8 protein-coding genes are annotated in these 11,651 nt (G+C 46.6%); 6 read left to right on the top strand and 2 right to left on the bottom strand.

Going from position 1 to position 11,651, the window contains the following annotated elements; all coding sequences use genetic code 11:
• The 6 genes from FXV75_RS16390 to FXV75_RS16255 form a co-directional block, all read left to right on the top strand.
• Positions 1 to 1,876 (top strand): beta strand repeat-containing protein (locus FXV75_RS16390; RefSeq protein ID WP_187424937.1); only part of this gene is annotated, 1,876 nt, incomplete at its 5' end.
• 78 nt (positions 1,877 to 1,954) lie between these two features.
• Positions 1,955 to 3,613 (top strand): TolC family protein, encoded by a 1,659-nt coding sequence (locus tag FXV75_RS16275; RefSeq protein ID WP_148835507.1) that lies wholly within the window; start codon positions 1,955 to 1,957, stop codon positions 3,611 to 3,613.
• A 108-nt stretch (positions 3,614 to 3,721) separates the two neighbouring features.
• Positions 3,722 to 4,525, top strand: coding sequence for an efflux RND transporter periplasmic adaptor subunit (locus tag FXV75_RS16270; protein WP_148835505.1), 804 nt, complete (start codon positions 3,722 to 3,724; stop codon positions 4,523 to 4,525).
• Between the two features lie 167 nt (positions 4,526 to 4,692).
• Entirely contained in the window at positions 4,693 to 6,552 is a 1,860-nt protein-coding gene (locus FXV75_RS16265; protein ID WP_148835503.1) for an efflux RND transporter periplasmic adaptor subunit, read from the top strand.
• A gap of 66 nt (positions 6,553 to 6,618) precedes the next feature.
• Complete coding sequence (locus FXV75_RS16260; RefSeq protein ID WP_148835501.1) at positions 6,619 to 8,778, top strand: site-2 protease family protein; 2,160 nt, start codon at positions 6,619 to 6,621, stop codon at positions 8,776 to 8,778.
• Between the two features lie 3 nt (positions 8,779 to 8,781).
• Positions 8,782 to 10,749 (top strand): helicase-related protein, encoded by a 1,968-nt coding sequence (locus tag FXV75_RS16255; RefSeq protein WP_148835499.1) that lies wholly within the window; start codon positions 8,782 to 8,784, stop codon positions 10,747 to 10,749.
• Positions 10,750 to 10,779: 30 nt separating this feature from the next.
• On the opposite strand, the gene FXV75_RS16250 is transcribed toward FXV75_RS16255, so the two are convergent.
• Both FXV75_RS16250 and FXV75_RS16245 read right to left on the bottom strand, forming a co-directional pair.
• The gene (locus tag FXV75_RS16250; RefSeq protein WP_187424936.1) at positions 10,780 to 11,334 is read right to left on the bottom strand and encodes a capsule biosynthesis GfcC family protein; all 555 of its coding nucleotides are present in this window, start codon (positions 11,332 to 11,334) and stop codon (positions 10,780 to 10,782) included.
• A partial coding sequence (locus tag FXV75_RS16245) for an integrase core domain-containing protein (RefSeq protein WP_148835495.1) occupies positions 11,297 to 11,651 on the bottom strand: 355 nt, incomplete at its 5' end. The genes FXV75_RS16250 and FXV75_RS16245, both read right to left, overlap by 38 nt.

The raw sequence follows: 11,651 nt of genomic DNA, 5'->3' as shown, positions 1-11,651 counted from the left end.
CGCCAACGTCAACAGCAGCGCAGGCCACATCAGCCTAAACGCAGCGCAAGACGTGTTGCTCAACGCAATGCTTACCACTACCGGCATAACGAAAACTGTGGATGTCTTAGCAGCTCGTAATATTACGATGGTAGACGGCTCAAGCATCTCTACATTGGGTGGTGATGTCCGCCTAGATGCGGTTAACAATATTAACCTAAGTTTGATTAATGTGGGATCAGGAGATGTTGCGTTAACGTCAACCGCGGGCCAAGTGCTGGATAATCAAACATCCGTTGCAAGCACCAACGTGATCGCAAATGGATTGTCTGTTAATGCACACAACGGCATGGGCAATAGCAGCAATACGCTTGAAACCACCGTTACTACTTGGGCATTGAACTCGGACAATGGCAGCGTGTTTGTCCGCGACACAACTTCCGTAGCAACGGGTACAGTCACCGTAGACGTCAACACCATTAATAATAACGGCGTTGCGAGCAACACCCAATCAACACTAACAGGTGTGACAACAGCCGCAGGCAATATCGTATTGAATGCTAAGGATGACCTAAGTGTTGTCGCGACTGTTTCCTCAATCGGTGGCACGATCACGCTGGACGCCGAAGCAGGCGCCTTGACCATGGTAGGCAGTGCGACTGTTACAGCCACGAACAGTTCAGCACGTTTGAATGCGGCGACTAACCTAACTATTGGTAATGTTGTCGCCAAAAACGTGAGCTTGGTCGCAGATACCGGCAACATCATGAATGCGGCTGGCAGCACCATGAACGTCACGGCAACGCACCTAGATTTGAACGCCGGATCGGCTGTAGGTTCAGCGAGATCAAACGTAACGACTCAGGTTGACACCCTCAGTGCGGTCAGTGGCACCGGTGTCTTCATCACAGAAGCGGACCGCATTACTGTTAACAGCGTGACGATTGGTACCACGGGTGACTTGCAAATCACGGCAAACTCCATTGTCTTGGGTAATGTGAAAGCGGCTAATGTGTCGTTAACAGCGACTAAAGGCGACATTGCCTTTAATCAAATCAACGCCGCGACGCAAGCCACTTTAATCGCATCAGGTAAGCTTTTAGCGGTGGTCGATGATTCCGTCAACACGAACTTGATTACACCCACATTTAATGTGAGCTCAACAGGGTTCTACTTAGATATTGAGAATAGAGGGTTTGTCGAGGCTCTGGCTGAGGTGAGTGAAGATATGATCACAGTACGAGCTGATGTGATCATTGATAAGGGTATTGTTGGCGAGTCGATTCGTGTAACTAAGGATAATCGTTCTTATATTGTGACGAATAACACGCAGGAAAATACCTATTATGCGCAGTTCTATTCACAAAACCAAAATGCACAATATGCGCAGTTGGTCGATGATACGTTAACGGAAGAGCAATTTATTCAATCGCTGAATGCTCCTCGTGAAGTTAACAATCTGAATGAGGTATTTGAAGCCAATTTGCTCGAAAATAGCTTGCTAAACCGTTTACAAAGCAATGGAGATGCGACCTCTCAAGGTGAGGTAGATGACTATGTGTATATTACGCGCGGTGTCATTGGCGACACGGCGTCTAAATCGGGTGTACAAAACTCAGTTCAAACGCAAACGAAAACACAAGCTGAGCAACAATTAGAAACATCGATTTTGCGTATAGCGGGCCAAGGGCCGCGAGTGAATGACGGTCTCTCTTTTGAAACAGGCGTCAATCAGAGCCGCGCGAACTTATCACCGGTTCAGTCTTTAATGAGTGATTTGGTGAATCGTTACGGCAACCGTCAGATTGATGTATTAGGGAATACCACCTCTGATTATTTGTTCTTTTATTCGATAGATGAAAATGACGAAGAATCGATTCTTGAATCCATTCTATAAGCTAAAAAAAATAACGCGAAATAGTGCTTTCTTTAGGTGTTACGCCTAGAGAAAGCGCTAAGTTTGAGGAAAACGACAATGAGAGAAAGTACCATGAAACACCTTCCCGTTTTACTTGCTTCTTGCTCTTTGGCAAGTTTGTCTGCATTGGCGATAGCGGACGATGATGTTCACCTGCCACTTGGTAAATCCACACAGGTAGAGCGTGTTCTAATTACTCTGTCGACGGAAAAAGAGAAAGCAAAAGCAAGTACATTAGAAACCGCTTTAGCCACTACGTTAGCCGAGTTGGCTGTTGCGACAGACAATAATCAACGGCCTTTGACTATAGACAGTATTGTGCAACGTGTGTTGGATCAAAACGCTCAAATCATTTACGCCGATCTTCAGCGTCAGTTAAGCGCCGAAAAAATTCATTATGAAACAGGGGCTTACCAAGCGGAATTTTTCTCGTCGTTAAAATACAGCGACGCTCATGTACAACGTACTGCCCAGGAAAAGCAATCTTCGTATACTTCCACGGGTAAAAATATCCTTGATGAATCGAATACGTCGTTAAGTTTTGGCGTACGAAAGCTGCTATCAACCGGTGGTGAAGCGACGATCAGTTATAATGCGGCTGAAAAGGACAATAACATTATTCCAACCTCTTCTGACCCATCGATTCGAGATTCTGAGTTTACTACGGCGGTGAGTGTGCAATTTAGACAGCCCTTATTGCAGGGGTTGCACAACGTAGGTGTGGAATCACGCATTCGTCGTGCCGAGTTGGAAGTGGATATCGTAGAAGCTCAGTATCAGCAGCAACTGTTAAAAATGGTCTCTCAAGCGTTATCACTGTATTGGCAGTTGTACAAAGCAACGCGCTTTTTAGAAGTGCGCAGCATGGCGGTGGATAACGCTGAGAAAATGCTTGTAGACATCGCCAAGCGAGTGAAAAGCGGCAAGGAGTCCGACAGCGCCTTGACCGACGCTAAATCGGAATTACTTAAGCGCAAAGTGGCTTTAGCGGGCGCGCGTCAGGCACAAAATGAAGTGAGTTACCAGATATCCACCCTGATGAACAGCGACGTGGACAATCTGAGTATGGTGCGTTACGTACTGGAATCAGGTCCGGACCGCTCTGCATTTGAGCTATCGGGCTCGTTTGAAGATTACTATCAGCGGGTTTATCGCATCTGGCCAAATGCCAAGATACTACAACAAAACATCGCCATTCAAGATGAAGAGATTCGAGTGGCAGAAGACAGTAATTTGCCTAAGTTAGATTTGGAGTTAGGCTACAGTTCAAATAATTTGGCGATGACCTATGAGGGAGGAGATGCTTTTAACGGAGACTACCCAACCTGGAACATCGGTCTGAATTTTTCTATGCCGATAGGCCAAAATAAGCGAGCAAATGCTCAGAAAGTCATGGCAATTTTAAAACAAGACCAGCATAGAGAGGATTTACGTGCGGTAGAAGTGAGCCTAAAAAATGACCTAAGAGCGCGTTTGTTTCAAGTACGCACCAGCTATCAAGAAATGAATACGTTACAAGAAAATATTGATATTTTAGAAGACCTATATCAGTCTGAATTACGCAAATTTGATGTTGGCTATGGCAATATCAAAGACATTTATCAGCGTGAAGATTCACTGAATTTAGAGCGCCAGCGCTACATTGATGGGATGATTAAGTATGAACTCGCGAAAGTATCTTTGGCATTAGCAGATGGTTCTCTGTTGAACCCTTAATGGCTAATGGCAAGAATAAGAAAAAAGCCAACACTAGGTTTATGTGATATGACTCATTTTTACATAAATCTAGTATGGCTTTTATTAAATAATTAGAAGAAGCAAAGTATGAAAAAAATACCCTATAGCATGGCTGTCTTAGTGTTAGGTTCACTTGCCTCTTTTGCTAGTGCGCAACCTGTTGTTGGGGTCTTGTACCCTGAGATGAATTTAAAACTCGCCATGGCCGATAATGGTGTTATTCGACAAGTGCATGTTAAGTCGGGTTCCTTGGTGAAGGCGATGGACCCTTTGGTTACCCTTGACAGCACCATGCAAACACTGGAAATGACGCGTAATAAACTGATCTGGCTCGATACCAAAGAACAGCAGAGTTTAGTCGCTAGGCGCGTGATACTCGCGAAAAAATACGCCGTAGCACAAGCCTTGTATCAAGAGTCGCGTTCGATAAGTTTGGATGAATTGGATGGTTTGCAGTTGCAACTCATTGATTTAGATGGTCAAATCGCCCAGCTTACCGAGCGTGAAGAACGTGAGCAGCTAGAGTATGAGATCAGCGCTCAGCGTGTAAAAGACCGTGTTTTGCGCGCCCCTGTTGCAGGTATTGTCACGCAAGTGGTGCAACACCAAGGCGAGTGGGCCCCTGTTGGCGAGCCGATTATAGGCTTGGTAGACGTGACGGAATTGTTTGTTAAACTCAATATTCGTGATGTGCTGGCACGTAATTTAACGCTCGGTGCTGAACTCCCAGTGACCATTGAAAACTTACCGATACAGCAGGGTTTTATCGATTACATTGCTCCGATAGCCGATGCGGCCAGTGGTTTAGTCGAAATTAAGATAAAACTCAACAACCCAGATGGTGTAATGCGCCCCGGAGTTCGAGTGTCTGTTGAGTTAGTTGGTCGATGATGTCGTGGTGCTATTTGACGATGAATCTATCGTATTTTCAAGCGAGTAGGTTGGATCATTTGCTGATGTCTCTGAATCATTTTATGCCTATTATGGGGCGTCCCGAACAATTTAATGCTGGCTTGATGTACAAGCGTCTAGTGAGTGAAAAAGGTCAATAAACCGTTATGGCAGCCGTCAATATTAATGAATTTATCAGCCGTCTTAGGGCGCTGCGTAAACGTAATTTCCATTCGTCGCCTGAGGTATTCTGGGCCGATTTTGTCAATATCGCTGAAGTATTGTGCTTGGCTGAGGGCGCGCACGTTTTTGCTATTACAGGGACGGGTAAGGTGGCGTTGCAAGCAGAGGTGGTGGCAGCGGAAGATTCGCTTGGTCATCCGGTCAGTCCGCTAGCGCTTCCGACGGAGTGTGAGTGGCTGCCTGAGTTAGTCGTTCGAAGTGTGCAAAATGGCTTTGCGGCACATCATGATAAAGTCCCGCTACAAGCCAAACCTCACTGGCTTTGTTTTCGTTTAACGACGCAGCAACCACGGGTGTTATTGCTAAAAATAGCCGAAGAAAATCACACCCGATTAGGGGATATTGTACTGCGCGCGCAGTTAATAGCAGACATTGCCAATGATCGCCCTGAAACACGCTCAGACTCAAACAATGATTCTAACGACGCATTATCGCTCTTGTCTATTATGCCAGAAATCTACGCTGCAACGCCGCTCGCGTTGTCTGCTTATGCGTTGGTGAACAGTTTGGTTTCTCAGTGTAATGATATTGATTTGGCCGCTATTGGTTGGCAAAAAGGCGAATACATACGCATCGAATGCATTAGTCACTTTGATCGCTTTGAAGAAAAAGCCGATTTGGTCAAATTGTACGAAGCTGCTTTGGAAGAAGCGGCTGATCAACATTCAGTACTGCATCTTTCTCATTCTAGTACCACCGACGGCATGATTGTATTGGCCCACGAACAATTGCGTCGGGAATTAGGGTGCGATGATTTGGCTACCTTGGTGATATTTGGTAACGAAGGGCAGCCAATTGGAAGCGTGTTGATTGTTAAAATGAAGGGGTTAATTGACACCGGTGTTGTGCATTCATTGACCTTTATGTTGAGTTTACTGTCCAGTCGTTTTGATGATTTAAAAGTGAAAGAAGACGGGCTGTGGAAACGCTTTAAGCGCCGTACAGGGCGCATTTTAGAAACCTTAGTTGGCCCCGAATGGTTATGGACAAAAGTCGCCACCGTGGTCCTAAGCAGTGCGATGTTGTGGCTCGTTTTTGGCTCATTGAGCTTCAGAGTAGAATCCAACGGAGAATTTTTGACCGATCGAACGCAGTTGATAAACGCTTCCCAAGATGGGTTGGTTATTGACGTATTGGCCACGGTAGGCGACAGCGTCGAGCGTTCTCAGACGTTATTGACGCTAGAAAAACAGGATTTGTTATTACAGCTGACCGAGCTGGCGGCTGAACGCCAGCGTTATGCTTCAGAAGAAGATAAGGCGCGTGCCAGTAACGACATCATTGAAACAGAAATTGCTAAGGCTCGTGGTGCACAGATTGAAGCTCGAAGCACACGCGTTCAGCGCATGCTTGAGGAGACAAATATTACGTCGCCGTTTGCGGGCGTTATTATTAAAGGCGAGCGTAAAGATCTGCTTGGTGCCCCCATTCGAAAAGGGGATGCTCTGATGACGGTCGCCCGTATTGAAGACATTTACCTTCAACTTTTAGTCGATGAGCGCGACATTCACTTTATTGAATTGGGTGATCGGGGCGAATTTGCGTTGGTCAGTCAACCCTTATCGCCTTTAGCGTTTGAAGTAGAGAAAATCATTCCTATTGCTGTTGATGGTGGGCAAAAAGGCGCCACGTTTCAAATCAAAGCAAAACTGCTTGAAGCCCCGCAAAACTGGTGGCGCCCAGGCATGACAGGGGTGGCTAAAGTCGATAAAGGGGACGCCGCGCCTTACTGGATACTCGGTCGTAAATCGTATAATCAGCTGAGACTGCTTTTGTGGTGGTAGGTGTTTGGTGCTATGTGTGTCGCGGTGAGAGTTTGATAATAATTAGCCCAGAGAACGAGTGATATCATGGCCAGTACCTTTAGTGAAGGTTGGTATCAAGTCGCACAGTTAAAAGTTGCGCTTATTCCAACAACAAAAATACACAAGCAGTTGTATCGTGGTTTGATCTGGTATGTCCTACAAGACGCTTGCTCCGGTAAGTTTTTTCGTGTGCCAGAAACCGTGTATCGTTTTCTGAGTCGCTTAACAGTGACTAAAACCATCGAGCAGGTATGGCAAGAATTTATCGAGGCTTACCCAGAAGAAGCTCCCGGTCAGGAAGAAGTGATCCAGGTGCTGTCGCAATTACACCACAGTAACTTATTGTTTTATCGTTCTGAGTCAGACAACAGCGCGATTTTAGACCGAAAAAATAAGCAAACTCGCCAAGAACACCTAACTAAACTCATGGCTTTTATGTACCTGCGAGTTCCTATTTGGAACCCACAGGCCATGTTATCGACATTTGCCCGTGTGCTTTTCCCATTGTTCAGCAAGGGCGCTTTTTTGCTTTGGCTGATTGTTATCGGCTTTGGTGTTGAAACCGTGTTATCGAATTGGGGAGAGTTACGGGATCAGGGGCAAGGTTTTTTATCCCCGGATAACCTCGTATTACTGTATGTGGGTTTGTTTGGGCTAAAGTTTATCCATGAAATGGGGCACGCCATCGCCATCAAATGTTTTGGTGGGCAGGTAAATACCCTAGGGCTCATGTTCATTATTTTAACGCCATTGCCTTATGTAGATGCGACTCAAACGTGGTCGTTACGCAGCCGTTGGCAGCGTGCCATTGTGGGTGGTGCGGGTATGTACGTCGAGCTGTTTATCGCCGCTCTTGCCGCCATGCTATGGGCAAAAACCGCCCCTGGCGTGCTCAATAGTCTCGCTTATAATGTGATGATCATCGGGTCAGTATCGAGCTTGTTGTTCAACGGTAACCCCTTGCTGAAATTTGATGCGTATTACATTTTGTCAGACATTACCGACTTACCTAACTTGTATAAAAAAGGCGGCGAGCAATGGCTGTACTATCTTAATCGTTGGGTCTTGGGGACAGAAAAAGCCGAGTCGCCTTCCAATAACACGTATGAGCGAGTCTGGTATACCATCTATGGTATAGCGAGCTTATTGTACCGTTTGGCCATTGTGTTAATTATTACCTTGTATGCGGCGGATTTATGGATTGGTCTGGGTGTCGCCATGTTAACCGTTTCATTTGGCATGTGGGTCGTGATGCCGCTTTGGAAGCTGCTCAAATTTCTTTCGAGTAACGGTGAGCTGCGTAAAAACCGTCGGCGAGCTTGGTTCATCAGTGGTGGTATTTTGTTTGGTCTTGTGGCGGTGATTTCCTTCTTGCCGGTGCCCTATAATATTAAAGCGCCGGGCGTGATACAGGCGTCTAATAGCAGCCAGATGTTCACACGATCAGGCGGGTATCTGGTTGAAGCCAGTATGTCAAGCGGAGTGCGTGTGCAAAAAGGCGATGTCTTAGCGCGCTTTACCAATCCTGAACTGAACCACCAATACCATTTAGCAACGCAACAAATTGTTGAGGTAGAGTGGCGCATTAGGCAAGCGCTCGACAATGATCAAGCCAGTCAATTGGCCTTATTAAGGCAGCAAGCAGCGCTCAATGAGCAGCGCGATGAGCTGAGTAACCGCTTGGCGGAACTGGCGGTCGTGGCCCCATTTGATGGCATTTGGATGCCTGCCCAGCTCAAAAATAAGCTAGGAGCTTTTTTCAACCAGTCCGATGAGGTTGGTGTATTGTACGACTTATCCAGTTTGCGTTTTTCTGCGGTGGTGACCCAAGAGCAAGCGTCGAATCTGTTTGATCAGACACTCAGTGTTCACAGTGAGCTGCGCCTTAGTGGGCAAGCCGATATCACGTTGAATATTAATCAATTGCAACTGAACCCATTTCGTCAAACCATACTTCCGTCCGCTGCATTAGGCTGGGCAAGTGGTGGGCCTGTGATGGCGCAACGGGATGGAAATGGCAACATGGTATCGCAAGAACCTTTTTTTGAAATCGTTGTGCCCATGTCTGACTTAGTGAATCAACCCGCCTTACTCGCATTAGAGGGCATGACGGGGTGGTTGTTAATCGATTTGCAGTGGCAGTCTATTTTTTGGCAAGCCCGACAAGCGATCTTACAAATTTTACAACGCCGGTACCAAATTTAACCTATGAGTGCTTTTTTTGAACCCCGACTGACGCTTAATTCCCCCTCTATGTTGGCCGGCTACTGGCACCTATGGCGAAATCGTCAAGGCCACGCGGCGCAGGTGCAGCGCTACTTAGAAGAAGGGCATTCAATAACGGCTCAACTGGAGACTTTTCGGGCCCTTAACGAAGCGGATTTTGAAGCGAAAAGAGTCACCTTTGCTGGGCTTGCTCGCCGTGGTCGACTGGTTTCTCAGCGTGAAGACCTCCAACAAGCCTTGGCGTGGATTGTTGTCTCCAGTGAGCGACAGCTTGGTATGACTCCTTACCCAATACAGCTTGCTTGTGCATTAGCCATGATTGATGGGTATCTGGTGCAATTGGCGCCCGGAGAGGGCAAAACGTTAACGATTGCCGTAGTGTCTGTGGTATTTGGCTGGAGCCAAAAGCCCTGCCATGTGATTACCGCCAACGACTACCTAGCTGAACGTGACCGAGAGCAAATGCTGCCTTTATATGACGTATCAGGCGTGATGGCTAGCTTTGTCGAGCAAGAGCTTGAGCCTGATGAAAAAGCCCAGCGTTATCAAGCCAATATCGTATACGGTACAGCGAAACAGATGCTCGCGGATTATTTGAACGACGTGATTAAGCTGGGCGGTCTCGCCAGTCGTACTCGTATGGCGCTGACCAACTGGCAAGCCGGAGGTCATTCTTTGCAAATGCGTGGTTTGTATTATGTGATCATCGATGAAGCCGATTCCATCTTAATAGACGACGCCACGACGCCCTTGATCATTTCGGCACAAGAAGAAAATGGCTTACTGCATCAAGCCGTGTGCATCGCCAAAGAGTTTGTTGATCGTCTTGAGGCCGACCTTGATTATAAACTTCAGCAAGAAGATTGGGATGTGCAATACACACCAGCGGGCCATCAGAAACTGACAGACGCGACAGAAGAATTTCCGACCCTTTGGCACCATCGTGGTCGACTAGAAGACTTGGTCTCCCAGGCCATATTAGCCAGAGACCGTTTTAAGCTCGACGAGCATTTTGTTATTGTGGACGACGAAGTGATTTTGGTGGATGAATCTACCGGTCGGATGATGCATGGTCGTTCATGGAGTTATGGGCTGCACCAAGCGGTCGAAGCCAGAGTCAATGTGCCGCTGACGCCACCGAGTAAAACCTTGGAGAAGATGAGCTTTCAGAATTTTTTCCAGTCTTATCATCATCTCACGGGCGCCAGCGGCACTTTACAAAATGTACAGCAAGAATTATTTCATACCTATCGCACCAAAACATTAGAAATGCCCACTCGATTACCCACGCAGCTTAACGTGGCAGAATACGCGTGTTACGCTTCAAAGGAGGATAAAAACCGCGCTTTAATCCAGCTGATTCATACGATACAACAGTCGGGCTTGCCAATTTTATTAGGGACTCGACGTATTAGAGACACAGAGCAATTAGACATTATTCTTCAAGAAGCGGGCTTCGAGTTCAATGTACTCAATGCCAAACGCCTTGCACAAGAAGCAGAGATTGTGGCGACAGCAGGTGAAATGCATAAAATTACCTTGTCTACCAACATGGCAGGGCGTGGCACCGATATACCGGTGACAAAAGACGTGCTTGCCTTAGGCGGATTGCAAGTCATTATGTACGAACCCCATGATTCATCGCGTATCGACTGGCAATTGTTCGGTCGTGCCGGTCGACAAGGCAATCCAGGTTGTGCTTTTCCATTGTTGAGCCTAGAAGACCCTTTGTTTCAAAGCCTCACCTGGTGGCAACGTCCTTTGCACTGGTTGGCAAAGCGCCTTATTCAGCACTCAATCAGTGAGAAACTCATCAGGCATCTCGTGCGTTTTGCGCAACAAACGGCTCAAACCAAAGCCTTTAAACAGCGTAAATACATTGCCAAAACCGTACGACTTTCCCAAGAGCGTATGAGCTTTATCCGCAATAAAACGCAACTGAAAAGCTAGCCAGCTCCAAAAAGACAGCTAGTCAAATTGTCACGGCCCTAAACGATGAGACAGTAAATGAGCGATTTGTTGGTTAAGGTTCTTATAGAGTACAGGCAAATCTCTTAGGCCCAAAAATACAGTAGCACCTGGCGCTAAAAATACCCGCTTATCTAGCCATTCATCTTTATTAACTGTGTAAACCTTTCGGTCAGGTTGTATCACCCACACGGATTGATCGTCTTTGGCATGGGGAATCTGCTTTAGGTAATAGGATAAATCAGCGTTGGGTTGTTGTGCCAATATTGAAGGAGTGCGTCGGTTGGCACTGACCACAATAATATGCCGTGGCCTGGGAGGCAATGACAACCAATAACGACGGCTGATCTCAATATCGAGTGTTTCGTTCAGACGCAATGCGTCAAGATCCGTTACCGCAGGTTCAAAGTAGACGAAATACAACGCGTTCAGCTGAGTCATTAAATGGTCGGCATCGGCACGTTTAAGGCTCCGTAATTGATCGACCACAACGCGTTTCTTTTCATCGACAAGATTACGTTTGTTCTGGTCAAGTCCAACCGGACACTTTCCTAAAGGAGTTTTCATACTCAATGGGTGATTGGTCGCCATTCGACGAATGTAATCGCTCCAGATTGTAATATTTCACATAGGCCGCAACATCTTGCTTCATATGCTCTCTTGTTGGTTGTGCTACCTTGAACAACCAATCATGTTTTAAACTGCCGAAGAACCTTTCAACCACGGCATTATCCCAACACGCACCGACGTCACCCATGCTAGAGCGGCAATCAAGCCGTTTTAATAGGCTTCTAAAGCGTTTACTCGTGTATTGCGAACCTCTATCGCTATGAAATACTAAGCCCTTTGGCGGCTGTCGTAAGCGATGTGCTTTTAAAAATGCT

The organism is Marinomonas sp. IMCC 4694 (assembly GCF_008122525.1).
GTDB lineage: Bacteria > Pseudomonadota > Gammaproteobacteria > Pseudomonadales > Marinomonadaceae > Marinomonas.
This window is presented reverse-complemented; position numbering and strand designations above follow the sequence as displayed.

Coding starts and splice junctions, on each gene's coding strand:
- FXV75_RS16275 (WP_148835507.1), top strand. CDS start 1,955: ATGAGAGAAAGTACCATGAAACACCTTCCCGTTTTACTTGCTTCTTGC.
- FXV75_RS16270 (WP_148835505.1), top strand. CDS start 3,722: ATGAAAAAAATACCCTATAGCATGGCTGTCTTAGTGTTAGGTTCACTT.
- FXV75_RS16265 (WP_148835503.1), top strand. CDS start 4,693: ATGGCAGCCGTCAATATTAATGAATTTATCAGCCGTCTTAGGGCGCTG.
- FXV75_RS16260 (WP_148835501.1), top strand. CDS start 6,619: ATGGCCAGTACCTTTAGTGAAGGTTGGTATCAAGTCGCACAGTTAAAA.
- FXV75_RS16255 (WP_148835499.1), top strand. CDS start 8,782: ATGAGTGCTTTTTTTGAACCCCGACTGACGCTTAATTCCCCCTCTATG.
- FXV75_RS16250 (WP_187424936.1), bottom strand. CDS start 11,334: ATGAAAACTCCTTTAGGAAAGTGTCCGGTTGGACTTGACCAGAACAAA.